The 25,888-nt window shown below is 29.4% G+C and carries 28 protein-coding genes and 2 pseudogenes; 24 read left to right on the top strand and 6 right to left on the bottom strand.

Features of this window, described 5'->3' with window-relative positions:
* Positions 1 to 134 precede the first annotated feature (134 nt).
* The 12 genes from K7H06_RS07845 to K7H06_RS07900 all read left to right on the top strand — a co-directional run bounded on the left by K7H06_RS07845 (position 135) and on the right by K7H06_RS07900 (position 10,111).
* Entirely contained in the window at positions 135 to 668 is a 534-nt protein-coding gene (locus K7H06_RS07845; RefSeq protein ID WP_223039324.1) for an NUDIX hydrolase, read from the top strand.
* A 94-nt stretch (positions 669 to 762) separates the two neighbouring features.
* A complete protein-coding gene (gene spoIIM / locus K7H06_RS07850) occupies positions 763 to 1,401 on the top strand; it encodes a stage II sporulation protein M (RefSeq protein ID WP_223039325.1) in 639 nt (212 codons plus the stop codon).
* Positions 1,402 to 1,421: 20 nt separating this feature from the next.
* Entirely contained in the window at positions 1,422 to 1,640 is a 219-nt protein-coding gene (locus K7H06_RS07855) for a hypothetical protein (protein ID WP_223039326.1), read from the top strand.
* A 78-nt stretch (positions 1,641 to 1,718) separates the two neighbouring features.
* Positions 1,719 to 2,606 carry a site-specific tyrosine recombinase XerD gene (gene xerD, locus K7H06_RS07860; RefSeq protein WP_223039327.1) on the top strand — a complete coding sequence of 296 codons (888 nt, stop codon included), beginning with the start codon at positions 1,719 to 1,721 and terminating at the stop codon, positions 2,604 to 2,606.
* Between the two features lie 117 nt (positions 2,607 to 2,723).
* Complete coding sequence (locus tag K7H06_RS07865; RefSeq protein ID WP_223039328.1) at positions 2,724 to 3,890, top strand: D-alanyl-D-alanine carboxypeptidase family protein; 1,167 nt, start codon at positions 2,724 to 2,726, stop codon at positions 3,888 to 3,890.
* A 138-nt stretch (positions 3,891 to 4,028) separates the two neighbouring features.
* The gene (locus K7H06_RS07870; RefSeq protein ID WP_223039329.1) at positions 4,029 to 4,781 is read left to right on the top strand and encodes a segregation/condensation protein A; all 753 of its coding nucleotides are present in this window, start codon (positions 4,029 to 4,031) and stop codon (positions 4,779 to 4,781) included.
* Positions 4,782 to 4,786: 5 nt separating this feature from the next.
* Positions 4,787 to 5,323, top strand: a complete 537-nt coding sequence (scpB, locus tag K7H06_RS07875) for an SMC-Scp complex subunit ScpB (protein ID WP_223039330.1) — start codon at positions 4,787 to 4,789, stop codon at positions 5,321 to 5,323.
* Between the two features lie 154 nt (positions 5,324 to 5,477).
* Positions 5,478 to 6,062 (top strand): DUF2953 domain-containing protein, encoded by a 585-nt coding sequence (locus tag K7H06_RS07880; protein WP_223039331.1) that lies wholly within the window; start codon positions 5,478 to 5,480, stop codon positions 6,060 to 6,062.
* Complete coding sequence (gene ytfJ, locus K7H06_RS07885; protein WP_223039332.1) at positions 6,055 to 6,501, top strand: GerW family sporulation protein; 447 nt, start codon at positions 6,055 to 6,057, stop codon at positions 6,499 to 6,501. Before K7H06_RS07880 ends, ytfJ begins: the two co-directional genes overlap by 8 nt.
* A 104-nt stretch (positions 6,502 to 6,605) precedes the next feature.
* On the top strand, positions 6,606 to 7,724 hold the full coding sequence (locus K7H06_RS07890) for a D-alanyl-D-alanine carboxypeptidase family protein (RefSeq protein WP_223039333.1): 1,119 nt from the start codon (positions 6,606 to 6,608) through the stop codon (positions 7,722 to 7,724).
* A gap of 103 nt (positions 7,725 to 7,827) precedes the next feature.
* Positions 7,828 to 8,796 carry a sulfide/dihydroorotate dehydrogenase-like FAD/NAD-binding protein gene (locus K7H06_RS07895; protein ID WP_246637658.1) on the top strand — a complete coding sequence of 323 codons (969 nt, stop codon included), beginning with the start codon at positions 7,828 to 7,830 and terminating at the stop codon, positions 8,794 to 8,796.
* A complete protein-coding gene (locus K7H06_RS07900) occupies positions 8,789 to 10,111 on the top strand; it encodes an FAD-dependent oxidoreductase (RefSeq protein ID WP_246637659.1) in 1,323 nt (440 codons plus the stop codon). Before K7H06_RS07895 ends, K7H06_RS07900 begins: the two co-directional genes overlap by 8 nt.
* A gap of 236 nt (positions 10,112 to 10,347) precedes the next feature.
* Here the strand turns inward: K7H06_RS07900 and K7H06_RS07905 are convergent.
* Positions 10,348 to 11,460, bottom strand: a pseudogene (locus K7H06_RS07905) (recombinase family protein); the annotation flags it as partial.
* A 95-nt stretch (positions 11,461 to 11,555) separates the two neighbouring features.
* On the opposite strand from K7H06_RS07905, the gene K7H06_RS07910 reads away from it, so the two are divergent.
* Complete coding sequence (locus K7H06_RS07910; RefSeq protein ID WP_223039335.1) at positions 11,556 to 11,729, top strand: hypothetical protein; 174 nt, start codon at positions 11,556 to 11,558, stop codon at positions 11,727 to 11,729.
* Positions 11,730 to 12,238: 509 nt separating this feature from the next.
* On the opposite strand, the gene K7H06_RS07915 is transcribed toward K7H06_RS07910, so the two are convergent.
* Together K7H06_RS07915 and K7H06_RS07920 are read right to left on the bottom strand one after the other, a co-directional pair.
* Positions 12,239 to 12,865: a DJ-1/PfpI family protein gene (locus K7H06_RS07915; RefSeq protein ID WP_223039336.1), complete on the bottom strand. Its 627-nt coding sequence runs from the start codon at positions 12,863 to 12,865 to the stop codon at positions 12,239 to 12,241.
* Between the two features lie 53 nt (positions 12,866 to 12,918).
* Positions 12,919 to 13,848, bottom strand: coding sequence for a helix-turn-helix transcriptional regulator (locus K7H06_RS07920; RefSeq protein WP_223039337.1), 930 nt, complete (start codon positions 13,846 to 13,848; stop codon positions 12,919 to 12,921).
* Between the two features lie 208 nt (positions 13,849 to 14,056).
* On the opposite strand from K7H06_RS07920, the gene K7H06_RS07925 reads away from it, so the two are divergent.
* The 3 genes from K7H06_RS07925 to K7H06_RS07935 all read left to right on the top strand — a co-directional run bounded on the left by K7H06_RS07925 (position 14,057) and on the right by K7H06_RS07935 (position 16,473).
* Positions 14,057 to 14,857, top strand: a complete 801-nt coding sequence (locus K7H06_RS07925; protein ID WP_223039338.1) for a membrane lipoprotein lipid attachment site-containing protein — start codon at positions 14,057 to 14,059, stop codon at positions 14,855 to 14,857.
* Between the two features lie 122 nt (positions 14,858 to 14,979).
* Complete coding sequence (locus K7H06_RS07930; protein WP_223039339.1) at positions 14,980 to 15,366, top strand: BlaI/MecI/CopY family transcriptional regulator; 387 nt, start codon at positions 14,980 to 14,982, stop codon at positions 15,364 to 15,366.
* A gap of 168 nt (positions 15,367 to 15,534) precedes the next feature.
* Entirely contained in the window at positions 15,535 to 16,473 is a 939-nt protein-coding gene (locus K7H06_RS07935) for a TRM11 family SAM-dependent methyltransferase (protein ID WP_223039340.1), read from the top strand.
* Positions 16,474 to 16,644: 171 nt separating this feature from the next.
* Here the strand turns inward: K7H06_RS07935 and K7H06_RS07940 are convergent, their stop codons facing one another.
* Positions 16,645 to 18,384 (bottom strand): ABC-F family ATP-binding cassette domain-containing protein, encoded by a 1,740-nt coding sequence (locus tag K7H06_RS07940; RefSeq protein WP_223039341.1) that lies wholly within the window; start codon positions 18,382 to 18,384, stop codon positions 16,645 to 16,647.
* Between the two features lie 368 nt (positions 18,385 to 18,752).
* On the opposite strand from K7H06_RS07940, the pseudogene K7H06_RS07945 reads away from it, so the two are divergent.
* The 4 genes and pseudogenes from K7H06_RS07945 to K7H06_RS07960 form a co-directional block, all read left to right on the top strand.
* Positions 18,753 to 18,849 (top strand): annotated as a pseudogene (locus tag K7H06_RS07945) (FMN-dependent NADH-azoreductase); the annotation flags it as partial.
* 253 nt (positions 18,850 to 19,102) lie between these two features.
* Positions 19,103 to 19,672 carry an HD domain-containing protein gene (locus K7H06_RS07950; protein WP_223039342.1) on the top strand — a complete coding sequence of 190 codons (570 nt, stop codon included), beginning with the start codon at positions 19,103 to 19,105 and terminating at the stop codon, positions 19,670 to 19,672.
* Between the two features lie 82 nt (positions 19,673 to 19,754).
* A complete protein-coding gene (locus tag K7H06_RS07955) occupies positions 19,755 to 20,486 on the top strand; it encodes a helix-turn-helix transcriptional regulator (protein ID WP_223039343.1) in 732 nt (243 codons plus the stop codon).
* A gap of 218 nt (positions 20,487 to 20,704) precedes the next feature.
* Positions 20,705 to 21,457 carry an EFR1 family ferrodoxin gene (locus tag K7H06_RS07960; RefSeq protein WP_223039344.1) on the top strand — a complete coding sequence of 251 codons (753 nt, stop codon included), beginning with the start codon at positions 20,705 to 20,707 and terminating at the stop codon, positions 21,455 to 21,457.
* Positions 21,458 to 21,577: 120 nt separating this feature from the next.
* Here K7H06_RS07960 and K7H06_RS07965 read toward each other — a convergent pair whose 3' ends face one another.
* Together K7H06_RS07965 and K7H06_RS07970 are read right to left on the bottom strand one after the other, a co-directional pair.
* Complete coding sequence (locus tag K7H06_RS07965) at positions 21,578 to 21,823, bottom strand: hypothetical protein (RefSeq protein ID WP_223039345.1); 246 nt, start codon at positions 21,821 to 21,823, stop codon at positions 21,578 to 21,580.
* Entirely contained in the window at positions 21,783 to 22,022 is a 240-nt protein-coding gene (locus K7H06_RS07970) for a hypothetical protein (protein ID WP_223039346.1), read from the bottom strand. Before K7H06_RS07970 ends, K7H06_RS07965 begins: the two co-directional genes overlap by 41 nt.
* Positions 22,023 to 22,413: 391 nt before the next feature.
* Between K7H06_RS07970 and K7H06_RS07975 the strand changes: the two genes are divergently transcribed.
* From K7H06_RS07975 to K7H06_RS07990, 4 genes are all read left to right on the top strand, one after another.
* Positions 22,414 to 23,364 (top strand): P-loop NTPase fold protein, encoded by a 951-nt coding sequence (locus K7H06_RS07975; protein WP_223039347.1) that lies wholly within the window; start codon positions 22,414 to 22,416, stop codon positions 23,362 to 23,364.
* 646 nt (positions 23,365 to 24,010) lie between these two features.
* Positions 24,011 to 24,796: an alpha/beta hydrolase gene (locus K7H06_RS07980; RefSeq protein WP_223039348.1), complete on the top strand. Its 786-nt coding sequence runs from the start codon at positions 24,011 to 24,013 to the stop codon at positions 24,794 to 24,796.
* Positions 24,797 to 24,903: 107 nt separating this feature from the next.
* Entirely contained in the window at positions 24,904 to 25,311 is a 408-nt protein-coding gene (locus K7H06_RS07985; RefSeq protein WP_223039349.1) for a secondary thiamine-phosphate synthase enzyme YjbQ, read from the top strand.
* A gap of 81 nt (positions 25,312 to 25,392) precedes the next feature.
* Positions 25,393 to 25,887 carry an NUDIX hydrolase gene (locus K7H06_RS07990; protein WP_223039350.1) on the top strand — a complete coding sequence of 165 codons (495 nt, stop codon included), beginning with the start codon at positions 25,393 to 25,395 and terminating at the stop codon, positions 25,885 to 25,887.
* Position 25,888 lies beyond the last annotated feature (1 nt).

The raw sequence follows: 25,888 nt of genomic DNA on the forward strand, positions 1-25,888 counted from the left end.
ATAAATCAGAAATTTTACCGAAGAGATAAAGTTGATTTGTTGTTACGATTTTATACATTGCATCACATCCTTAATTTTTTTGTTATCATATTATATGGTAGCTTGTCTTAAAATATTCCTAGGGGAGGTAAAAAATGATACCAAATGAAATTACTATCAAATCCAATAAGATTTTTGATGGAAAGATGATTAATCTACGAGTAGATACAGTGTTATTACCAGGAGAAAAAAAAGCTACTCGAGAAATTGTAGAACATCCTGGGGCAGTAGCAATTGTACCTATTACAGAGGATAATAAAATTGTCATGGTAAAACAGTTTAGAAAGCCAGTGGATAGCATTTTATTAGAGATTCCAGCTGGTAAAATAGACAAAAATGAAAAGCCTCTAACCTGTGCTATAAGGGAATTAAAAGAAGAGACTGGTTATGAAGCAAAAGATATAAAATTTTTATTTAGTTTTTACACGTCTGCGGGTTTTTCAAATGAAGTAATCCACTTATACTTAGCAAAAGATCTTATTAGTGGAGAAGCATGTCCTGATGAAGATGAGTATATTGAGCTTGAATATATAGGCATCAATGAGTTAGTGGAAATGATTTATGATGGAAAAATAAAAGATAGTAAAACCATTATGGCAATTTTAGCAGTAAAAGATTTACTTGTATAATATGAATTGGACAAAATATATAAGACAAGTCATAAATTTCCCCCATCTTGCATAATATTTTACAAACAAAAGATATGTGAGAGGGGGATTTGCTTTGCTCAAGAGATTTCGAACGATTGCATTTAAGCATATACAAGGTAATGGGATACTATATTTTTTTGTGTGCATGTTTTTTATTATAGGAATTTCATCGGGAGCATTTACCGTAAAAGCTTTAGCAGATTATCAAAAACAGGAACTGATTAGTTATATGAGGGATTTTTTTCATATTTTAAGTAATAAACCTATAGATGCTTCTTCTGTATTAAAACAATCATTAATGAATAATTTACAAACTGCAGCGTTAATTTGGGTTTTAGGTATAACCGTTATAGGAATGCCTCTCATATTATTGTTAGTTGCTATACGAGGATTAATTATAGGTTTTACAGTTGGATTTTTGGTAGAACAGCTTGGAGTTAAAGGAATTCTTTTTTCTTTTATTTCAATATTTCCTCAAAATTTAATTATCATACCAAGTATTATTGTCATTGCTGTTATTGGTATTGGATTTTCTAAAATGCTTGTTAGGAATAGACTAAACAAGTCTTATAATACAAACAATAGTACTTTTAGACAATTTATTTTATATAGTACGATTAATGCCTCGATTTTCTTTTTTATTATACTAGGATGTATTATTGAAGCTTATGTAACACCTGTATTTATGAAAGCCCTTTCTAAGTATATGTAAGAATTTTGGAGGAATTAGAAATGACTAAATATTTAGGCTTGTTTTTAAAAATCATATTGATTCTGGTAATCTTTTCTATTTTATTACCTCAATTAGTTGATCATGTAATGAATATGTTTACTATTCAAGAAAGAAATGATCCACCTAGAGGAAATAGTACTTTTGTAGCAAAGATGTATATAGAAGAAAGTAGTTTCAAGGAAAATTTTTTTCAAATTTTAAAATGTATGATGAAATAATGAAAAGATTAGAGGATTTTTATTATATTTGTTGAATAATATCAGAAGATGGATTTATAAACAAAGGGGATAAATTTTATGAATAACTACTTAAAAGGTTTTACCCATTACTTAGTTCATGAAAAAGAAGTATCTAAAAATACTTTAGAGTCATATAAAAGAGATATTTCACAATTTATAGCGTTTTTAGAAGGAAGAAATATACAATATATGAAAGAGGTTAATAAGACGACAATTATTACTTATTTATTATATTTACAAAAATCTGGAAAAGCCACATCTACTATTTCAAGAAATCTTGCATCTATTCGTTCTTTCTCTCAATTTTTGCTAAATGAGCAATACATTGATAAAGATCCAACTATTCATTTAGAATCTCCTAAATCAGAGAAGCGATTACCTGCTATTTTAACATTAAAAGAAGTTGAATTATTATTAGGGCAACCTGATGAAAATAGTGAAAAAGGGATAAGAGATAAAGCTATGTTAGAGCTTTTATATGCAACGGGTATGCGTGTTTCTGAACTAGTAGCATTAGATTATTTTCACGCAAATCTAGATATGGCATATATTAAATGTTGTAATAACCATTCAAAAGAAAGAATTATCCCGATAGGATCTATGGCGAAAAAGGCTTTGGAAAGATATATAAAAACGGTTCGGAAAAATATTATCAAGGAAGAAACAGAAGAGGCTTTATTTGTAAATTATTATGGGAGACGATTAACACGACAAGGTTTTTGGAAAATTATTAAAAAGTATACACAAAAAGCGAAAATTGATAAAAAAATTACACCTCATACTTTAAGACATTCCTTTGCAACCCATTTACTTCAAAATGGTGCTGATTTAAAATCTGTTCAAGAAATGCTGGGACACTCAGATATTTCAACTACACAAGTTTATACACTCCTTACAAAAAATAAAATTAAAGAAGTTTATAATAAAGCCCATCCAAGAGCCTAATAAGGCTCTTTTTGTATAGCCAATTATTTCATTCAATGCGATAAATGTCCTCTTGTGTATAACAAAACTAATAGGTGGAAAAGATAAGATTAAATAAAAGAGCAAGGAGGACTAAATATGAAACTAAAAGAGAGTAAAATCATTGTTTTTTCCATATGTTTCCTGTTGGTTTTTAGCAATTGTTGTTTGTTTGTAAGTGCTCAAGAATTTGATGTAAATGCTAGAGCTGCAATTTTAATGGATGCTTCAAGTGGGAGGATTATATATGAAAAAAATATACATGACAAGCTTCCACCTGCTAGTGTAACAAAAGTAATGACTATGGTACTTACTATGGAAGCTATTGATAAAAGTGCTATTTCTCTAGATGATAAGGTGCTTATTAGTGATCGAGCTTCATCCATGGGTGGGAGTCAGCTCTACTTAGAACCTGGGGAAGAAAAAACAGTAGATCAATTGATAAAAGGGATTGCAGTGGCTTCTGCGAATGATGCATGTGTAGCTTTAGGGGAACATATTAGTGGAACGGAAGAAATGTTTGTTAAAAAAATGAATGAAAAAGCAAAAGCTCTTGGTATGAAGGATACCCAATTCATGAATACAAATGGATTACCTCAAGAAGGACACTATACAAGTGCTTATGATATTTCATTGATGTCTAAGGAATTACTTAAGTACCCTAAGATTCATGAATACTTGACCATTTGGATGTCAACAATGAAAGTAGGATTAAAAAATAAAAATCAAACTAATCTACAGCTTACAAATACGAATAAACTCATTAGAACTTATCCCGGAGCAAATGGGATAAAAACTGGATATACTGCTGAAGCTAAATATTGTCTATCAGCGTCTGCTACAAAAAATGGTCTTACATTAATCGCTGTGATTTTAGGAGGTCCTACGTCTAAGATTAGATTTAATGAAGCAAAAAAATTATTGAATTATGGATTTGCTGCCTATAGTAGTGTCCAAATTGCAAAGAAGAATCAAATGATAGATGAGATTATGGTTGAAAAGGGAAAAGAGACAAAGGTAAATGTTGTTGCAAAAGAGAATTTAAGTGCTTTGGTAAAAAAAGGTGAAGAAAATAAAGTGCAGAAAGAAATAATCTTACCTAAGAGTATAAAAGCGCCATTTAAATCAAATGAAAAGATTGGGCAAATCATACTCACAAAAGATGGGCAGGAAATTGGCAGAGTAGATATTGTAACTGAAAAGGGTATAGAAGCTGCTAATTTTGTGAATATATTTTCTAAATTAATGAAAGAAATAGTACAATAAGTATATAAAAAGAAGTAATTACAAAAAATGTGTAATTACTTCTTTTTTATGTTCATTTAAATATTCATAAGTATGGTATAATAGTCTAAAATCCATTATTTTAATAAAATTAACCATTAGAATAAAGCAGGTGAAAAGATGGCATATAATGTGAAACTTGAAGTTTTTGAAGGTCCTTTTGATTTATTATTTCATCTTATTGAAAAATCAAAAGTAGATATATACAATATACCCATTGCAGATATAGCAGAGCAGTATATTCAATATATTGAAGATCTGAAAAAATTTGATTTAGAAGTAACCAGTGAATTTTTGGTCATGGCAGCAACTCTTATAGAAATAAAATCAAAAATGCTTTTGCCGAACAAACAAGAGGAACAAATTGAAATGGAACTTTGTGATGAAGATCCAAGGAAGGATTTAGTAAAGCGATTAATTGAGTATAAAAAATATAAAAATATAGCTTTAACGTTGAAAGATCGAGAAGAAGTGTATACAAAAATTTTTTATAAGCAACCAGAACAATTTGATGGATTTATAAATAATCATGAAAAAGAGATAGAAGATTTAGAAATAGAAGATCTTATAAATGCTTTTAATCATCTCCTTGAAAAAAGGAAAAAACTATCTAAATCTAGCATAAATCTGAAAGAAATAAAAAGGGATGAGATTACTATAGAAGATAAAATCGACCAGATTAAAAATTTTTTTAAAGAACATATTTCATTAGCTTTTGAAGAATTGTTTGCTAATCCTTTTGACAGAAATGAAATTGTTGTAACTTTTTTAGCATTATTAGAACTAATTAAGTTAAAATTTATTGTGGTACAGCAAAATAAAATATTTGGAAATATTATTGTAAAAAGAAACATTATAAGTAATGAGGTGTAGTAAAAATGGAAGAAAGAGAAGTAAAATCAATTATTGAAGCTATGTTATTTGTATGGGGTGATCCTTTAAGTATTAAATTAATTGCAGATACATTAAATTTAGCACCTGAGTTTATAAGAAAATGCTTGATAGATTTAAAAAAAGAATATGAGATGCATGATAAAGGGATTCAAATAATAGAAGTAAATAATAGTTTTCAATTGTGTACAAATAATAAGCATTTTGAGTATATCCAAAAGCTATGTACGCCTCCTCAAAATAAAGGGTTAACACAAGCAGCACTAGAAGTCCTTGCAATTATAGCATACAATCAGCCTATTACAAGGCCTGAAATTGAAGGAATAAGAGGAGTAAAAAGTGATAAGGCAATCAATACCCTTATAGAAAAAGAATTGATTATAGAAAAGGGAAGACTTGAAAAAACAGGACGTCCAATTTTGTATGGAACTACGGATGGATTTTTAAAGTCTTTCGGATTAAATAATCTAAAAGAACTACCCAACATAGATGAATTTGAAAGTTTAGATTTCACCGATAAATAATTTATCGGTGTTTATTTTTTTTGAGAATTTTAGGGAGTGTATTTTTTGTATTATTGGAAAAAATATACTAGATAAGCTATGTTGAGAGGTGGTGTTATAGATTTATATTATAATCATTCCCATTGTTTTTTTTATAATATTAGTATTTATACCCATGACCATTGGAATAAAAATTCTTAAAGATAAGGAAAATGATAAAATTATTTTGGATTTTAAAACATTATTTGGGTTAATTAAATATAAAATTGAAATCCCCTTTTTAGATTTAACCATGAGAAAAAATGGAATGCCCTTTTTGAAGATGAGTTCAGAAGTAAAAAAAGGCCAAACAGATGAATTGATGGAAGAAAAAAAATCTATTATTAGCTTGGATGAAATGAAAAAAATCTATAAAAAAGTAAAGTGTTTTTTTCATGTCTATCATAATGCACTTCAATATGCTTTTAGTAGAATAAAAATAAGTGATTTTTCATGGAATACAGAGTTTGGGATGAAAGATGCTGCAGTTACAGGCGTAATATCAGGAATATTATGGGCAATAAAAGGACAATTGATTACATTATTAAGAAATAATATGTGTTGTAAGCAAACAAATTTAACAGTTGTTCCGTATTTTAATAAACAAGTTTTTAAAACAACTCTTCATTGCATAATAAAGGTTAAAATAGGCTATATTATTATTGCAGGAATAAAGTTTGGATATACATTTTTAATAAAGGACGGTGAATGTGATGGGTAGTCATCCAATAGAAGCGTTAATGAAAACTACAATGGAAAGTTTAAAGGACATGGTAGATGTAAATACAATCGTCGGAGATCCTGTTGAAGCACCAGATGGAACAGTAATTATTCCTATATCTAGAGTATCTTTTGGTTTTGCTTCAGGTGGAGGAGAATATACTGAAAAAATGTGTAAAGAGATAAACGATACAGAAAAGAGTGAAAAATTACCTTTTGCCGGTGGTACAGGAGCAGGTGTTTCAGTACAGCCTGTAGCTTTTATGGTCGTTGGAAATGGAGAAATGAAATTATTGCCTGTTGATCAAAATGCCAATATGCTAGATAGTTTATTAAATTTTATGCCTAAATTTGTAGATAAAATTCAAGGAATGGGAGATAAGAAAAATCAAAAAAAAGGGAAGAAAATAGAAGGCGATAAGGAAAATACAGAAGAGTAAGGAGAAACGCGTCATTCCTTACTCTTTTTTATGTTTTATTTGTATTTTTTCCTTATAAGTAGTTCATACTAGGAGTAGTTATTTTAACAAATGGAGTGATGAATTTGAAAAGACGACAAATTTGTATCCTTATTGTAATAAGTCTTTTTTTTACTGTTCATGCAACTGTAGCTATTGGGCAAACTTTGGCTATATCAGCTAGTAGTGCAATTGTAATGGATGTAAAAACAGGAAGAGTTCTTTATAAGAAGAATATTAATGAAAGAAAACCTATGGCAAGTACTACAAAAATTATGACTGGGTTATTGGGTTTAGAAAAATGTTCATTAGATAAAAATGTAAAAGTTCCGAAAAACGCAGTTGGTGTAGAAGGATCATCTATCTATTTAAATTATGATGAAAATTTAAAAATGAAAGACTTAATTTATGGCTTGATGCTGAGATCTGGAAATGATGCGGCTGTAGCTATTGCAACTCATGTTTCAGGTTCAGTAGAAAAATTTGCTCAACTGATGAATGAGAGAGCAAAAAAATTAGGTGCAAAAAATACAAATTTTGTAAATCCTCATGGTTTGCATCATAAAGATCATTATACTACAGCTTATGATCTTGCTCTTATTACAAGGGAAGCTTTGATGAATCCAAATTTTAAAGAGGTTGTGAAGACAAAACTTTGGGTTGCTGATAGAGAAGGCTATAAATATTTTTACAATAAAAATAAGACCTTAAAACAGTTTGATGGTGGAGATGGTGTTAAGACAGGATATACGAAAGTAGCAGGAAGATGTTTGGTTACATCTGCCACAAGAAATGGTGTACAGCTTATTTGTGTAGTATTAAATGATCCAAACTGGTTTCAAGATTCCTATTGTTTACTAGATGTTGCATTTGATAAATATACACCTTTTTCTATCCTAAAAAAAGATGCTGTTGTTAAGATGATTGATGTAGAAAATGGAAAGAAAAACTGTACAGGTGTTGTTTCAAAGGAGAATATTATGTTACCTTTAACAGAGGAGGAAAAGGGAAAAATTCGTACCGTATTGGAAATAAAAGAAATTTGCAAGGCACCTATAAAGAGAGGTCAAAGATTCGGAAAAGTTAAGATATACCTTGAAGGGGATTTATTATATACAACAGATATTATAGCAAGAGAGGATATTGAAGAAAAAGATTTTAAAGACAAAGTTTGGGATTTTGTCCATAGAAAGAAACCAATATAAAAAGCTATAAAAATTTAACAAACTTGGTGGAACCAATTTAGAAGATGAAAAATACCCTATAATTATAGGGTATTTTTATTGCTCAAAATGGGAGGGATGCATATTGAGTGAAAGACTTAGTTGTATAGATGCTGGAAGTGAATACTGCCCATGCCATTTAGCTGAAACAAATGATTGTTTAATATGTTCTCAGCTTCAAGGAAAAAGCTTTTGTGATTGTAATTGGAGTGGGGTATGTATCTATCAAAACTTTTATTGGTGCGGAAATAAAAAAAATGATGTGAGGACGGTAGTTGAAGGAAAGATTATTGAAAGAAAGAGAGTACATGAAGAAATTGTTGTTTTCAAATTAGCAGTTACAAAGACCCTTGCAAGACAATTAAAACAGCCAGGATCTTATGTATTTCTTAGAGATCCAGAAAAACCATATTTTTTTAATGTACCCATGTCCATTATGGATGCAAACGAGAATACAGGAGAAATTCATATAGCTGCACAAATTATAGGACCAAAGACAAAATCATTACTAGAATGTAAAGACAAAATTTTAATAAAGGGCCCCTATTGGAATGGTGTATTAGGAATAAAAAATTTAAAGATTACAAAAGGAGAAAATGTTTTAATTGCTGCAAGGGGGATAGCATTAGCACCATCTGTACTTGCTATAAAATATTTGTTAAAGAATGATAATAAAATTACTTTTATCATGGACCCTGGAAAACTTGGAATGGTTTTTGTTCATGATTATATAAAAGACTTAAAATTAAAAACAATAGAGTTAAATTTTAAGGAAGAAAAAGGCGTTAAAGATTTCAGTAATATATTAAAAAATGGAAATTATTCTCTTGTATATAGTGCGGGCTCTGATCGATTTCATAAAAGAGTAGAAAAGGCAATAGATGAGATGGAGGAAAATATTAAATTTGTGATTACCAATAATAGTCATATGTGTTGTGGAGAGGGTGTCTGTGGCTCTTGTTCGCACAAAACAAAAGGTGGTAATACTGTTAAGATGTGCAAGTGTCAGTTAGACGCCAAAGAATTATTAGAAGGGAGGAAGGTGAATGGCTAAAGTAGTAATAATTGGAGGCGGTTGGGCAGGTGTTGCAGCTGCTATTACGGCTAAAAAGGCAGGAGCCAAGGTAACGATCATAGAAAGAATGGATATGCTTTTAGGATTAGGAAATGTGGGCGGAATTATGAGAAACAATGGAAGATATACAGCAGCTGAAGAGTGTATTTTACTTGGGGCAAAAGAACTTTTTCATATTACAGATCAAGCATCAAGACATGTAAATATTGACTTTCCTGGGCATAAGCATGCAAGTCTTTATGATGTATGCAAAGTAGAACCTATGGTTAGAAGATTATTAATAGAAATGGATATTAAAATGTTATTGAAATCTAGAGCGGTAGATGTAAAGGTAATAGATAATAGGATTAAGGGAATTGTACTACAAGATGGAGAAATTATTGAGGGTGACGTTTTTATAGAAACTACAGGGTCTTCAGGGCCTATGGGGAATTGCCTGAGATATGGAAATGGATGCTCTATGTGTATCCTAAGATGTCCTTCCTTTGGACCTAGAGTAAGTATTAGTCAAAAAGCTGGGGTAGAAGATTTGATCGGCAAGAGGAAAGATGGTACCTATGGAGCTTTTAGTGGATCTTGTAAATTAAATAAAGATTCTTTAAGTAAAGAAATTGTTGAACAGTTAAATAAAAATGGTGTAGTCCTTTTACCTGTCCCAAAAGAAGAAATCAATACAAAAAAATTAGATATGAAAGTATGTCAACAATATGCTTTAAAGGAATATGCTGAAAATTTAGTGCTATTGGATACAGGGCATGCAAAGCTAATGGCGCCATTTTATCCCTTAGAAAAGCTTAGAAAATTCAAGGGCCTTGAAAATGCAAGATATGAAGATCCCTATTCAGGTGGAATTGGAAACTCCATAAGGTATTTATCTATTGCACCAAGGGATAATACCATGAAAGTTGAAAAACTAAAAAATCTATTATGTGCAGGAGAAAAAGCAGGACTCTTTGTAGGTCATACAGATGTACCTACCACCAAAGTGCAACAATTTGGGGTTTTGTGGAAAATATGGCTTCATTTTTTATCACACCCCCACAAATATACGTCCATATCACCATTCGTTCCATCCCAAGTGATTTTATCAACTAAAGAACGAATAAGATATCTTTTATCATCAATATTTTCTAAAGTATCAAACAAGGCATTAAAATTTTCTAATGAACCAATAATCAAATCAACATTCATATTTTCTTCATCCTTCACTTCTTTTGTATTTTCCTTTTCTTCAAGTTTCTGCTTTAATTGTTTGCATTCCTTATCTAACTTTTCGATTTCCTTAATAAAATAGTTTGATGCAATACTTTCTTTGCTCTTTGATACTTGCGTCACTAAACTTTGAATAGCTACCTTTTTTGAATTCATTTGATTTTTTATAGATTCTATTTCATTAGCAATGGTAGTAAATTGATTGTTTTTCTTTTGAAGAGCTTTTAATTCCTTAAGCAATGTATCTCTATTAAAAGCCTTTAGTTTATTAATGACTATCCTTTCTAATTGATCGCCACGGACGTTTTTATTCGTACATCTTGTTTGCCCAGAATTGTTTTTCAAACTACAAGTATAATAATAGGCGCGATGACCGGTTTCTTTATTTTTATTTCCGTATGTAACATGCATACCGCTTCCACACTGGGCACATTTTAATATACCTGTAAGAAGAGCATTGTGAGATGTTCTCATGCGAGGAGCTTTTGATTTATTTCCTTTGAGCGTTTGTTGTACCAAAAGCCAGTCATTTGGATCAATGATTCCTTTATGTTTTCCTATTGCAGCGATCCATTGCGTGGAATCTGTTTTTTTACCTTTTTGACTTTTGTTATAGGTAAGGATACCATCCTTGTCATTAGGCTTACCAGCTGTAATTATTCCTAAATCTTCAAGATATGAGAAAACTTCATGGTTAGCTCTTACATATACAGGATTGGTTAAAATACTATTAATGCTTTTCTTACTAAAATCCCCGCCATTTTTACCCTTAATGTTATTGGACAATAGATATTTGCTTACTTGCGATAAAGATTTGGTTTCTAGGTATTTATCAAAAATTAATTTTGTAGTTTCTAACTCTTCTTTTATAGGGGACAATTGATACATACTTCTTTGTTTAAATTCGCTATCTAAATAAGTGATCTTTTTACTTTTATATCCTAGAGGTGCTTGTCCGCCAAGCCAATGACCAGATTTAGCAAGTTCTAACATATTATCCCGTATTCTTTCAGCGATAGTTTCACGTTCAAGCTGGGCAAATACGGCTGAAATATTCATCATAGCCCGACCCATAGGTGTAGAAGTATCAAATTGTTCTCGAATACTTATAAAGTCAATGTTATATTCTTGAAGATCTTGAATTAAATTAGAAAAGTCTGCAATGTTCCTACTGATACGGTCTAGTCTGTAACATATTAGTACATCAAATTTTTTTGCTCTTGCATCTCGAATCATTTCTTGAAATTTAGGTCTATTAATAGTACCACCTGAAAAACCTTCATCTTCATATACTATGTAGGATGTAATATCATGCATTTTGCCATATTCTTTACACATCTGTACTTGATTTTCAACAGAATCACCTTTACCAGTAAATTTACTTTTTCTACTGTAGATTGCAGCTTTCATAGAATTACTCCTTTCAAGCATGTTAAAACATTTTAAAATAAAAATGATATAGATTTTATAAAATAGATGAATGAATTCAGCTTGTCATATATATATATTAATGAGGAGGTTCTTATATGAGTAAGATTTCAAAAGTAACCGTTCATGAACCTACTCAAGAAAAGATAGCTGAATATAATATACGTGCAGCAAAAGCACTGGCAAAAATACTATTTAAGAATCTATCATCTAATAATAGAAATAGATTAATCGAAGCACTTGAAAAAGATAACAAAGATGAAATACCATAATGGTAATATGTAATACATGTTTATAGATAAGATTAGAAGCTACTCTAGGTTAGGGTGGCTTTTAGGTTTTTAAAGATACTTTAAATATAGGGATTGTAATATAAAAAATTTATGAAATGAAAAGCTGATTGAAAAGCATAAAAAGAAAACTGCTTTAAAAGAGAAGCAATAAAAGATTTGAAAGTTAATATTAGTATTTGAAATAAATGATAAATCATTTGATGAAAAAAATGGAATATTTAAGAGGGAATTTTTGAGCCATGGAAAATAAGTAAGAGGTGAAGGTAAAAGTTATATATATTCAAAATTCAATCTAAAGTATGCTCAATATATGCTTACCACCGTAAGGACATACTTATATATCATAAATCTAATATCAAACTAGTTTATATATATAATGATAATTTAATATATATTATCATTGCAAATTTGGGTGTGCTTCTTGAAATTAAGTAATTTCAACAGTTAAAGCTTTACTTTGTCCCTGGTGACACTGATGATGGCTAAGGTTAAATACTCTGTGAAATAAGATCTGTATAATATTTAGGGTCACCGGTAGAATAATAGTTGTACCATGATTCAATAATTTCTGAAGGGAAAACATTCAAATATTGTATAATATGTTTCGCCCACAACAAACCTCCTGCGGAACTTGCAGTTATTAAGTTACAATCAACAAAAGCTGGAGAATTAACATATAACTCTTTACCACTATATTGTTTTGAAAATAATGTTAGGTAATCTAAAGAATTGCTTGTATGCTTGAATTTATCTAAAACTTTTAAATTCGCCAAAGCAAGTGTCGCTCCACAGATAGCCCCTACAAGAATACCCTTATCTATATATGATAAAGTTTTTTGTAAAATCTGATTATTTTCTTCATTGTTCCATGTTTCTGCACCAGGTAAAAGTAAGGCAACAATATTATTTTCATCTATTTCATTTAATAAACAGTCTGGAGTGATAGTTAATCCATCGATTGTTTGTATTGGATTCTTACTAATGCTAACAGTTTTAATTACAAATTCTTTATTTTGCTTTTTTAACATAGATTCCATACTAATGGCTTGTAGAATATAGCCAACTTCCCATTCAGCCATAGACTCTAAAATGTAAAGATATATAATTTTCTTCATTTTGTTCCTCCTTAAATTAATTTGAAAACAGTATAACATAAAAACAGTGACAACTATATGTCACTGTTCTCATAATTTTTTATTAAAGTATTTTTCAAATGTTCCTTGATTTTTTGCTGATAGGATAAAGGTGAAAGAACTTTAATTTTTTCTCCAAAACCTAAAATGATAGAAAACATAATAAAGTCATTTTGTTTTATAGTAACCTTTTTAACTATAGATGTTTCCGACACATTGATAACATCACCATGAAAATATTCATTAATCAAAGACTCGATTTCTTTAGAATATTCAATAGTAACACATATATCATGCTTACTTCTTTTTTCTTCATAATCATCTAACAACTTTACCACATCATAATCATTATCAAAATACTCCTGACTTATTTCTAAATTTCTCATTCTTACGATCTTAAACATGCGAAAATCATTTTTCTCTAAATCATAACCAAAAGCATACCAAGAGTACCATTTATAGAAAATATGTATGATATTACATTTAACTATTCGAGTATTACTACTTAAGTTAGTGTATTGAAATAAAACTGTTTTATTATGCTGAACAGCTTCTTTTAACATAGAAATATAAGAAATTATACTTCTGTTCTCATTTACTACAGAAAAATCAATATTTAGTGCATGATTATTATTTTGATCAGAATATATATGTTTTACTTTTTCATATGTTTCATGAACCTTTCTTTCACCATAAACACTTTTCAAGCTTTGTAAAGCAAGTAGAATATAATCAGCGTTGGCGTTATCAATTATTTTTTCATTCAACTTATAATCAGGATTAATTGAATAACCACCTTTAGACCCTATTTCTGAATAAATTGGAACCCCCGCTAATGTCAATGTATTTATATCACGAATAATTGTTCTTCGAGAAACATTAAAATGTGTAGCTAAACTATTTGCATTAACACTAGTTCGATTTATTATATAAAATAATATTCCTAACAACCTTTCAATCTTCATCATTTCACCTCGATTCAATATACATATAGATTTTATAGTGTTACTCAACAAATGGCAACGAATTTCAGAAATTAGAACTGCTTATATATCATTACACCCATTTTATATACTGGATTTACTGGATATAAAAGAACATAATCTTTTCAATTGATTTCAATGCATTGTTACTAACATAGTAAATAAGACAAATGATTAGGGAGGTAATGTCATGAAAAAAATAATATTAATATTAGTTTCAGTCATATTATTAATCGGTTGTCAGCAAGATAAAACGATCACTGAATCCAACAAGGAACCTAGCAAAGAAATAACAACATATAAAGAGGTTATAAAAGATAGTAAAGTAGAAATCGATGGGATTTGCTATGATATTAAATCAGTAACGAAGAGTACATTCACATATGATAATAATGGGAATCTTATAGAAAAGGCCATTACAAATGATGATGATGAACTGCGTATTGAATATTTGTATGAAAACAATCAACTTATTGAAGATAGAAGCTACACAAATGACGAATTATCATATACTAGTTACTACTATTACGAAGATGATCAATTGATTAAAAAGAGGACTATTTTTAAAAGCAATTTAGAAGTCATTTTAGAGTGTTCTTATGGTGATCATGTTAAGACCCAAACAAATTTTAGATCAAATGGTAAAATATCTTTTATTGCAACAGTATATCTAGATGACGATGATAAAATATTGAAGGTTATCAATACCAAACCAGACGGAGAGGTTATGACTTCAAGTACCTTTTACTATGAAAATGATCAATTAAAGAAGGTCATTCGTAAAAGTGATGGTGTTTATAATACAACTTTTAGTTACGAGTACAATAATATTGGTGATAAAATCATGGAGTACGATATTATTCATGGAGAAGTAAATACCTTAGTAGCTATGTTCTATGACTATGAATATTACGAGACTTTGTTGCCCAAAACGCTTACCGTTTATCGAATACAAGCACCAATAGCAGAAGAAAATATAAGGGACTATTAAAACTGTTAAGATTATTATTGACAATTTCCGATTACGAGCGTAATATGAGGATAAGATTACTTATGTAATCGGAAAAACTTTGAAATAAAAAGCTTTAAATATAATTTTTAGAAGGTGAATATATGAATAAAAAAAAGCAACTCCCTAAGATCTCTGATGCAGAATATGAAGTTATGAAAATTATTTGGGAATACAAAAAAATTATGGCAAATGAGGTGGTTGAAAAAATCGATCCAAAATTTGATTGGAATGCTAAAACAATTAAAACCATGATTAATAGGCTTCTTAAAAAGCATGTTATTGATTATGAAAAACAAGGAAAGTATTATATTTATTATCCTTTAATCAAAGAAGAAGATTATCAGGTAGTAGCAACCCAATCTTTCATTGAAAAAATATTTAATGGTTCCTTAAATACAATGTTTGCTAGTTTTTTGAAGGAAACAAAATTGTCAAATGATGAAATAAATGAATTGAAAAAAATATTAGAAGAAAAAGAGGAAAAATAATTATGAATCATTGCATAGGGATATTGAATGATTTGCTAAAAGCAATGCATATTGGTTAAATTGAATGAAAGAAATTTGATAAAAAACTGAGTGATCTTAAAAGAAGTACTAAAACTAAAAGCCTAAAAGGCTTTCTCAGTATTAGTTTATTTATTGGAGGTTTTACTAATGAAACTCAATCAATATATTTATAATGTTAATTATCAAGTTCAAGAAGAGGACCTTTGTGCCCTTGAGATAAGATCGCTTTTTAACTTTCACTTGGAAGGCAAAGTCTTTTTTTCAAGTAAAGAAGTAGAACCTTCTATTAGCCCTTTTTTGAAAACGAGACTAAAGATTATTTATAAGACTTCATCTTTTTCCGATATCATTGAGTTGATAAAAAAAGACAAAATAACGTCACAGGATTTTGTAGTTAAATACTTAGAGTTGTTCAGTGGAGATCCATATATTAAGAAAAGGAAAGAACTTTGTAAGGAGATAGGTCTTGTTGTTGAAGGTTTTCCATCTTTTACCTCGCCTAAAACCACTTTTGGAATTTCTTTTTATAAAGGGAGCTGGTATTTTGGAATTTTAGTTGCGAATAATTCTGAATGGAAAGCTCATAACACGAAACCTTACTCTTATTCTAGTTCTATAGGAATAAATATAGCCAAAGTACTTCTTAATATCGCTGGAAATGGGGATTTTTCAAAAAGATTAGTAGACCCCTGTTGTGGTGTTGGAACGGTTCTCTTAGAAGGATTTTTTGCTGGTTATGATATAAGAGGATGGGAGATTATGAGCAAGGTAGCAGAGCATGCTCGAGCAAATTTACTTCACTTTAACTATCTACCTAAAGTTACTACTGGTGATATTCAAGATATAGGGGAAAGCTTTGATGCTTCAATTATAGATCTACCATATGGAAATTTCTGTCCTACAAATGTAGATAATCAGGTGAAAATCATTAAAAATGCTAAAAGAATCTCAAAAAAATTAGTATTAGTTTCTTGTGAGGATATTACTCATCAGATTTTAAGAGAAAAACTTAAAATAACTGATTGTTGTAAAATAAGTAAAAATGAAAAGGGGAGTTTTTATAGGTATATCTGGGTCTGCGAATAATTAAATGTCAACCTGATAAAAAGCTATCTTAATATAGATAAGATAGGGACTTGCGGTAAATATCAGTTAGAATGTTTATTATAAAAAAATCCCCTATTAGTATTCAGATTTTGTGATTTACTCTGTCCACTTTAAGGGGATTATAAGTTATTGTTGTAAAGAATACATGATTTAAAGTAACTTAATCAGCTCTTCTAACTCTTCAGATAAACTTTTTGCAAGCTCAAAATTAGTATCTTGTAAAGCTAATGCTATTTTCGTTTCAAATGATTTTTTCTTTTGTTCAATTTCTAAATAGTCTTTATCAAAATGATTAGCATAAATCATCTTTCTAAATTTTCGCATACTCATTTTTCTAATGGTCTTATCTTCAATGATTAAAACATAATCCATACAGTTTATTATAGAATAGTAATCATGAGAAATCATTAGAATCGCACCGTTATAGTTTTCTATGGCTTTTTCAAGTGCTATTTGTAAATAGGTGTCTAAATGACTTGTCGGTTCATCAAGAAGCAACATGTTTGCTTTACCAGCAGAAACTTTAGCCAATTGAAGTATATTCTTTTCTCCACCAGATAAAGATTCTATCTTTTGATCAATGACTTCTTCGTCAAAACCATAGCTTGAAATATAAGATCTAACATCCCCATAAGTTTCAAATCCAACACTTACGAACTCTTCAAATATGGTATTAGATTCATTTAGTATTTCTCCTTGAAGTTGAGATAAATAAGCCACTTCAACATCACTATTTATTTCAATGGAATTATGATTATTTTTAAAGATTTCTCGGAGTAAAGTCGTTTTCCCCGTACCGTTTGAACCGATAAGCGCTACTTTATCAGTAGATTTAATCTCAAAGTTCACATTTTCTAAAAGCATCTCATCAAAGGCAGCACTGTAATCAGTAACTTTTAAAGCAATGGTTTCTTCGATTTCATTATCAGTAGCTAAACTGATATCTGGTTGCTTAATATCTACAAATGGCGCTTTAATTCTACGCTCTTCTAATCTTTCTTGAATTTTAACTCTAGCTTTTAGAGATTTTCCTTTAGAAGCGTCAGAATTGTTCGTTGCGATAAATCTTAGTTTATTGATTAGCATCTCGTTTCTCTCAATTTCTTCATCATCAGCAATAGCGAGTTCTTGTAATTCAATTTTAGTTTGAAGTAATGAGAAGTTATAATCAATATATCTTCCATCAAACTCTTGGATCTCCATGTTTTCAAGGTGCACAATTTTGTTGAAACAATGATTCAATAGATATCTGTTGTGGGTGATAATTAACAGGATTCCTTTGTGAGAATTAATTAGATTTTTAAGAGCATTAAGGTTTTCAAAGTCTAAAAACACATCTGGTTCATCCATAATCATTAGGTCTGGACTATTAAGCATTTCCTTAATCACTTGGACAAGTTTGAATTCGCCACCACTAAGTTCAGATATCATTAGATCTTTATGCTTGATTAGATTTGCAAGATTTAGCTTCTTATTAATGTTGCTTTCGAAATCATCCCCACCAATTGCATCAAATGCGTCTAAAGCTTGTTGGTACTTTTCTAGTAAAGGTTCAATATCCGAAGATGTTTCCATTTCAGTACAAATAGATGTTATTTCTTCTTGTAGCTTAATAAATTCTTCTCCTATATATTCGAAAACGGTAGTTTTTTTTGTTTTGTCTAGTTGTGAGAACTGACTTACATACCCAATTCTACAATTTGGGTCCATCTCTAACTTACCATCGAACATATATCTTTCTGGATCCATAATTATATCTATTAGTGTACTTTTTCCACTGCCATTTGCTCCTATAAAAGCGCAATGTTGATCTTGTTCTAATGTAAATGAAATCTTATTATATAGATCTTTTTGGGGAAATGAGTAGGACAAGTTATCAATTTTTATCATATTATTACCTTTCTTTATCACTTGAAAAAAGCTTATGAAAATAAGTTTTTCACTACATAATAATCAATTGCAATTTTGCAATTGATTATTATGTAGTAATGATATTTTTTTTAGATTTATAGTTGATAGCATAACATTTTTTACGACTAATTTCAATCATTTCATAGTAAAGCTTGTCGTAACATCAGTTAATTCTAATAGCTGAAGAAACAGAAGTTAGAGACATTATTTTTAGCACAAAAAAATGCGTATGGTCCAAAATCCATTCAAAGATAACGAGCATATAAGGAGAACATACATTGCAGAATAATAAATACCTCTTAGTTAAATGCTATGTATAAATAAAAATAATAAAAGAGGTGTTTATTATGAAGAAATTGCTTTATATTACCTGTAACTCAAAGCCTGAAAATTTATCTGCGAGTAAGTCCGTTGGTAGGGAGTTTATAAATACATTCATTGAAAGCTATATGAAGGATATATTCAAATTTATTGGAATCAAAAATTTTTATGAAATTCTTGTTGATAAAACTGGCTTTACGAAAGAGGAACAACATGAAGCTGTTGAAAAAGGGAAGAAGGAAGCTAGGAATTTAGCTTTAAAGTTTGAATGAATATGGGGATATATTAATCATATCAGACACTTCCTAGGTTATTGTTTCTAGTAAAATGATTATTCTTAGGATATTAGTTGGCTTCATAGGATCAGTTGATGTAGGTGATAAATACTAATGACTTGACTGTTAAGGCATTAGAAATATCTGCAAAGGTACATAAACATCAAGTAAGAAAAGGGTCGGGAATTCCATATATTGTACATCCTGTAGAAGTAGCAATGATTTTGCAAAAGATTGGTGCAAGTGAAGAAATGATTGCGGCAGCTCTCCTACATGGTGTATTGGATAACCCAGATATTGGATTAAGTGGTGTCATAGACTTAATAGAAAAAAGCTTTGGAGAAAAAGCACACAAGATCATTAAAATTATTAATGGAGTTTTAGAAAGGCTAGAAAATATGGAGAATATTCCTTGGAAGGTGCAAAAACAACAAACCTTTGATTATCTATCAAAAGAAGATACACCTTTAGAGATTAAAATGGTTTTCTGTGCAGAAAAACTAAGTAATATAAGAGACCTAGTGAGAGATTATCGAGAGATAAGTATTAATCTCCTTAATTATGGTAAACCTTGCCTCCACCATGAAACCCACGAAAATCAAATTATTGGATTTTTGTGGGTTATTTTAATTTGCGGTGAAATTGATATAATTGTAAATATGAAGTCTTAAAATGAGAGGTGAAATATTTATATATACCTTGTTAATACGCACAAAAAACGTATTAATATTATTCAAACAGGGGGATAAGGAAATGTCAGAGATTTTTAAATTTTGTGATCCTATGATGATATTAGCTAATTATAAAAATCCAGAACGGCACAAACATCTTGCTTCACACATCATTATTTCTTTAGGTGGGGAAATGGAATGGCAGATTGAGAATAAAAATATAAAGTGTCGTGGAATTTGTATTGATTCAAATATAATACATACAGGAACAATAGGTGAAGAAGGTTCAATTGTATTTTTATTTACTGAAATAAGCAGATATGCTGCATCAATAAAGAAAAAATATTTTAATGGAAATCCCCATGAGGTTTTAAATGATGATGTTGTTGATAGAATGATAAAGGAATATGTAAATCATCGGAATGATAAAAAAATACTTGATGCAATATTACTACAGCAGTGTGGAATTGATAATTCAGATAATCATAGATATGAAGAAAGAGTAGAAAAAATTTTATGTTACATTAGTGGATTAAAATCAATTGAACATTCAATTATTGAAGATTTAAGCAATCAGATATATGTATCGAAGAGTCGGTTATCACATTTATTTAGGGAACAGACAGGTATGACATTACATAGTTATCTTGCATTTGAAAAGCTCCGTAAAACTTATAAATACTTTTGTGAAGGTAGGAATATTACTGAAGCATGCATGTTAGCAGGGTTTGCTAGTTCATCTCATTGTGCATCAACTTGTAAACGAATGTTTGGCATATCTTTAAGAGATGTATATAAAACAATAAAAGAATAGCAACTAATTGAAAGTAATTATACCTCCATTTCTTTTAGAATAAATATAAGAAATGGAGGTACTTTTAATATGGTTAAGTTTCAGGTTGATTCTTATAAATTAAATAAGAATCCAAATTTAAATTTTTAGCTAAATCGTGCAGTCGTGTGGGATGGCGCGAGGATAGAAGACGTTAAGAAATAAAGAATAAAAGTGAAAAATAATTTTGGAGGTATAATATGAACAAGATATATTATTTTACGGGAACTGGTAACAGTTTGCAGATTGCCAATGATTTGAACGCAAAGCTTAGTAAATGTGCAATTCATAAGATTGCAGAATATTCCGGAGAAAAAATAAATGGAAGCACACTTGGAATTGTTTTTCCTGTGTATAATTGGGGACTACCACTAATTATCTGTGATTTTTTACGAAAACTAGATGTTTCAGATGATGCATATATTTATGCTATTGCAAATTATGGAGGACTTCCAGGTAAAGCACTTGATCAGTGTAAAGATATTTTAAAAGAGAATGGGTTGAAATTGTCAGCAGGGTTCTTAATTAATATGCCTGGCAACTATATTTTTGGTTATGGGGCAAAGAGCAAAAAGGTTCAAGAGAAGCTATTTGCAAAAGAAGCAAAAAAAATCATCCATATTTCTGACTGTGTAAAAATAAAAAAAGAATGTAAAATTGAGAAAAGTCATGCTATTATAGACCGTGTGTGTTGTAATTATTTTTATAAACATATTAATGAATTTCATGAAGCAGATCAATATTATACAGTAGATAATAATTGTATTAGATGTGGTTTGTGTGCAAAAAGATGCCCGGTAAATAATATTACAATGACTAATGGTAAACCAAACTGGAATCATCATTGTGAATTATGTGCGGCATGTATTCAAAGTTGTCCAAAGAAGGCAATTGATTATAAAGGTGTGACGGGAAAAAGAAAACAATACTTAAATCCTAATGTAAAATTGTAGGTAATGGGCACAATATCAATAAGTCGGCCAAAGACTGTATATGGATTTAGGTCAGTTCATATGCAGTCGGAGGGAAGACCTTATATGGTTAGGAAAGGTTTTATTACAGTCGAATTTATTTTATTTAGGTATTTCGTTATCCTCATAAGCATATATTGTTGCCAATAAAGCTAAATTAACTGCATCAGAAAAAGTCTTAACATTAAATTTTTTACCAAATTCTTGTATATGTTCTTTTAGTTGTATATTCAGATTAATAGAGGTACTTTTCCTTTCGTCTGCATAAATCCTAATAAAGTCATTTGCATTTTGCTTGATGAGTTTATTAGGATTTTTTTGTTCTAGATTTAAAATAGCACCATTCATAGAATCCATTTTCTTGAGTAGGTGAATGATCATCATTTTTTAATATTGTTGAAAGAATTCTTTTAAAGGTTGCCTCTTTCATATTATAATCCCAATTTAATACTTGTCTATAAAGCTTGAAAAAATTATCACCTTTATTATGCATTTCCTTTATTATTTTTGCATGTTCTTCTGATAAAGAAATAGGTGGTCTGCCCATTATTATTCACCTCATGTCAATCGGATAATAAAAAACAAAGATATTATATTTATACATATAATATGATATATATAAATATGCTGTTTTTTGCTATAAATTAAGAAGGTTTTTTAATATAATTAGAGAATATGTCCATGATTTTAATAGTAATAAAAAATAAATTTCAAAGAAAATGATTCATAAAACTTATTAAAAATATAAAGTAAAAATAGAATATATATATAATCTAGAATTGATAAAAGGTTTATATTTCAATGTATTTGTTTGACTAAAAATATATTCTAAAAAATAGTGAATTATTTTAAAAAAATTCTATAATCATTTTTTGCTATAATATTAATATGAAAAAATAGATGATTTTAATAAGATAGACATGTAGGCAACCAGCCTGTTGTGGTATAATGCATGGGAAAGTGATTATAATGAAGATGCCTTAATGCCTATTATTAATGAAATATATAACCAAGATTCATTTGAAGATAAAAAAGAGGAAATAAAAAAGAAGACTGTAAATCTGCTTAAATATGTTGGAAAAAATATTACAAAAAAAATTATTACAGAGAAATTTGGTAAAGAAATTGAAGAAGTATTAAATTCAATAAAAGAACATGGTTTGAATGCTGAAAAATTAGAAGAGATACTGAGAGAAAATCCTAGCAATAAATATTTTGATGAGTTTTTGCAATTTAAAGAAGTAAAAGATAAGTTTACTGGTTTTCTTCAAGAGTTAAGTAGTGATAAAAAAATTATATTTTTTATAGATGAATTAGATAGATGCAGACCAACTTTTTCCATTGAAACTTTAGAAATAATTAAACATTTTTTTAATATAAATAATTTTATTTTTATAATAGCTCTTGATATGGAACAATTAAGTTATTCAGTAAAAACAATATATGGAAAAAACATGGACACTTGTGGTTATTTAAGACGTTTTTTTGATTTACATTTTAAAATTCCCAAACCTAAAGTAATAGATTATGTGGAATTTGTACTTAAAAATAATAATTTAAATATCAAAAATTATAATTTTATCGAAAATATTTCAAACATTTTTGATAAATTAGGTCTTTCACTAAGGGAAATTAATTCTATTTTAAAAAATTATCAATTAGTTTTAGATACATCTTTAAGACCGTATATAGAAAATAATGAATATTTAGTTTTGGAGGTATATTTATATTTAATAACCTTAAAATATAAAGAACCATACTATTATAATGTAATTTTATACAAAAGTTTTATTCAAGAAGGTAATAGTCCTGGAAATTTATTAGAAAACCCAATAGCTATTCCTAAAAATATATTTGAACCAACACCAAATATTAAAAAATTTTCTTGAGTTGCTTCAGTGTGGAAATAATGATAAATTGATAAAAAGTTTTGATGGGCAAATATTACAAAAACTATGTGATAATCTAGGATTTATAATTAGCAGATATAACTTAATTAAAGTTCATCATTATATTGAACAACAAATAGAAATATTCAATTATATAGCAAATTAGCAAGAAAAAATGTTTTGTTTTTTATATAGATTTTATTTCTAGGTTGAATAAATATTAGGGTAGGATTCATAATCAATTTCTCGTTATCCATATAATGGGAATGTGTATTAACGGATTATATGATTTGTTACTATGGGTAATTCAATACGTTAGTATAATACATACGGGGGAATGAATATACTCTCATTTTTGTGTCAAACATATTGACACAGGTCCAATGTTATAAAAAAGATAAAATATATACTACAAAATAGTAATTTATTGCTTAGTTTAATAAGGACTTGTATTTAACAAAATAAATGTTTTAATACATAGACTTACAAGGGGTGAGAAGGATATGAGGTTATGCATTGTATTGACTCCATGCAGAGTTAAATTAGGATAACATTGTGTGGAGAGAATAAAAATCCAATTTAACTTTGCTATTTTTATAAGTGTTGAATATTGTTTATATAAAAATGATAAAGGAGCAAAGTTAAAATGATATTACGAGGAAATACATTTTCTAAAATACTTGAAATGGAAACAGGAATTACAGTTGTTACACCGAATGAAATTGTAGAGGAAGGTAAATATAAAGTAGCATATATGTTGCATGGTCTTTGTGGAAGAAATGGAGACTTAGCAGATTATACCATGTTGCCTGCATTTGCAAATGATTATAATATTATATTTATCATGCTAGAAGTGGCAAGAAGCTTTTATACAGATATGAAATACGGATTGAAATATTTCAGCTATATAACAGAAGAACTTCCTATGATATGTAAAAGTATTTTTAATATATCATCAAAAAGAGAAGATACTATCATCATGGGGGCATCAATGGGTGGCTATGGGGCTTTAAAATGTGCTTTATCAAAACCAGAACAATATGGATATTGTTGTGCATTTTCATCGGCTTGTTTATATCTGAAAGAAGGCTTAGATATGCAAAGACTATATGGCCATACTGAAGAATTCAAACAAACTTATGGTGAGCAAACGGTAAATGATTTTTATGCAGCTTTTGGCCCTGAACTAGAGTGGAGTTCAAAATATGAAATTATGGACTTGGCCAAGAAGATCAATCATAAGGAAACGAAACCAATCATCTATGCAACATGTGGAACAAAAGATTTTATGAGAGAGTTTAACATTCGATTTAAGAAAGATATGAGCATGCTTGATTTTGATTTTACTTTTGAAGAATGGGAAGGCGCACATGATTGGTATTTCTTCAATGAATCTATTAGGAAAGCTTTGCAACATGTTTCGTTGAAATAAAGTTTAATTATGTACTCGTACCGTTAGAGTATGGTGATAATGATAGTGTAGAGATAGGGGGCAGATAATTGCCCTTTTTCTTTACTTATAAATGGGAGGTTGTAGTGATGAATACAAATTTATTTCAATTTTCAATTGCAACAAAAAAGCCTCAAGAATTTGTAGATATTACATATCTGATGAACCAAGCTATAGAAAAGTCAAAGGTTCAAAATGGTATAGCAGTTATTTATTGTCCCCATACGACAGCAGGGATTACCATTAATGAAAATGCGGATCCTGATGTAGTAAGGGATATGATTGTAGCGCTTGATAAGGTATTTCCAATAGAAGGGGATTATAGGCACATTGAGGGAAATTCTCATGCGCATTTAAAATCATCCTATATGGGAGCAGAAAAGACGATTATCATAAATGAAGGAAAACCTCTTTTAGGGACTTGGCAGAGTGTATATTTTTGTGAATTTGATGGACCTAGAAGTAGAAAAGTATTTATTAAGATTATGGCAGATTGATAAGGGCTTTAAGAAAAAATACTTATAGTATAATGACGTAATAGGAAGTTATATAAAATTTATAGTATGTGAGGGGATAGAATGAAATATTGTTATTGTCCAAAGTGTGGAGGAAGATTAATCAATAAGATGCATGATAAGAATAGGCCAGTATGTAGTAAATGTGGTTTTATTTTTTATCAAAATCCAGTTGTGGGTGTAGCTGCTATTGTCATAAAAGATGATAAAATTTTATTGGGAAGAAGAACAAATAGTTATAGAGGTGAGTGGTGTATTCCTTGTGGATATGTGGAGTGGGATGAAGATGTTTATGAGGCAGCAAAGAGAGAATTTTTAGAAGAGACTGGGTTAATCATTGATATTAATAGGGTTTATAATGTTCATTCAAATTTTCATAATCCTGAAAAGCAAACAGTAGGAATTTGGTTTGTAGCAAAAGCTATAGGTGGAAATTTAAAAGCAGATGATGATTTAGATAAAGTTGGGTACTTTTATTTTGATGAATTACCAAAACTTGCTTTTCCAACTGATGAAAAAATTATCCATCAACTTTATGTTGAAGGATTAATAAAGTAAG

It is taken from the genome of Crassaminicella profunda, assembly GCF_019884785.1.
Taxonomy (GTDB): Bacteria; Bacillota; Clostridia; order Peptostreptococcales; family Thermotaleaceae; genus Crassaminicella; species Crassaminicella profunda.

What these genes read in the sequence shown, in the direction of transcription:
- K7H06_RS07980 (WP_223039348.1), top strand. Translation starts at nt 24,011, where the DNA reads ATGATATTACGAGGAAATACATTTTCTAAAATACTTGAAATGGAAACA.
- K7H06_RS07940 (WP_223039341.1), bottom strand. Translation starts at nt 18,384, where the DNA reads ATGATAAAAATTGATAACTTGTCCTACTCATTTCCCCAAAAAGATCTA.
- K7H06_RS07925 (WP_223039338.1), top strand. Translation starts at nt 14,057, where the DNA reads ATGAAAAAAATAATATTAATATTAGTTTCAGTCATATTATTAATCGGT.
- K7H06_RS07865 (WP_223039328.1), top strand. Translation starts at nt 2,724, where the DNA reads ATGAAACTAAAAGAGAGTAAAATCATTGTTTTTTCCATATGTTTCCTG.
- K7H06_RS07915 (WP_223039336.1), bottom strand. Translation starts at nt 12,865, where the DNA reads ATGAAGAAAATTATATATCTTTACATTTTAGAGTCTATGGCTGAATGG.
- K7H06_RS07960 (WP_223039344.1), top strand. Translation starts at nt 20,705, where the DNA reads ATGAACAAGATATATTATTTTACGGGAACTGGTAACAGTTTGCAGATT.
- K7H06_RS07935 (WP_223039340.1), top strand. Translation starts at nt 15,535, where the DNA reads ATGAAACTCAATCAATATATTTATAATGTTAATTATCAAGTTCAAGAA.
- xerD (WP_223039327.1), top strand. Translation starts at nt 1,719, where the DNA reads ATGAATAACTACTTAAAAGGTTTTACCCATTACTTAGTTCATGAAAAA.
- ytfJ (WP_223039332.1), top strand. Translation starts at nt 6,055, where the DNA reads ATGGGTAGTCATCCAATAGAAGCGTTAATGAAAACTACAATGGAAAGT.
- K7H06_RS07965 (WP_223039345.1), bottom strand. Translation starts at nt 21,823, where the DNA reads ATGAATGGTGCTATTTTAAATCTAGAACAAAAAAATCCTAATAAACTC.
- K7H06_RS07880 (WP_223039331.1), top strand. Translation starts at nt 5,478, where the DNA reads ATGACCATTGGAATAAAAATTCTTAAAGATAAGGAAAATGATAAAATT.
- K7H06_RS07845 (WP_223039324.1), top strand. Translation starts at nt 135, where the DNA reads ATGATACCAAATGAAATTACTATCAAATCCAATAAGATTTTTGATGGA.
- K7H06_RS07930 (WP_223039339.1), top strand. Translation starts at nt 14,980, where the DNA reads ATGAATAAAAAAAAGCAACTCCCTAAGATCTCTGATGCAGAATATGAA.
- K7H06_RS07955 (WP_223039343.1), top strand. Translation starts at nt 19,755, where the DNA reads ATGTCAGAGATTTTTAAATTTTGTGATCCTATGATGATATTAGCTAAT.
- scpB (WP_223039330.1), top strand. Translation starts at nt 4,787, where the DNA reads ATGGAAGAAAGAGAAGTAAAATCAATTATTGAAGCTATGTTATTTGTA.
- K7H06_RS07920 (WP_223039337.1), bottom strand. Translation starts at nt 13,848, where the DNA reads ATGAAGATTGAAAGGTTGTTAGGAATATTATTTTATATAATAAATCGA.
- K7H06_RS07985 (WP_223039349.1), top strand. Translation starts at nt 24,904, where the DNA reads ATGAATACAAATTTATTTCAATTTTCAATTGCAACAAAAAAGCCTCAA.
- K7H06_RS07990 (WP_223039350.1), top strand. Translation starts at nt 25,393, where the DNA reads ATGAAATATTGTTATTGTCCAAAGTGTGGAGGAAGATTAATCAATAAG.
- K7H06_RS07900 (WP_246637659.1), top strand. Translation starts at nt 8,789, where the DNA reads ATGGCTAAAGTAGTAATAATTGGAGGCGGTTGGGCAGGTGTTGCAGCT.
- K7H06_RS07870 (WP_223039329.1), top strand. Translation starts at nt 4,029, where the DNA reads ATGGCATATAATGTGAAACTTGAAGTTTTTGAAGGTCCTTTTGATTTA.
- K7H06_RS07910 (WP_223039335.1), top strand. Translation starts at nt 11,556, where the DNA reads ATGAGTAAGATTTCAAAAGTAACCGTTCATGAACCTACTCAAGAAAAG.
- K7H06_RS07970 (WP_223039346.1), bottom strand. Translation starts at nt 22,022, where the DNA reads ATGGGCAGACCACCTATTTCTTTATCAGAAGAACATGCAAAAATAATA.
- K7H06_RS07855 (WP_223039326.1), top strand. Translation starts at nt 1,422, where the DNA reads ATGACTAAATATTTAGGCTTGTTTTTAAAAATCATATTGATTCTGGTA.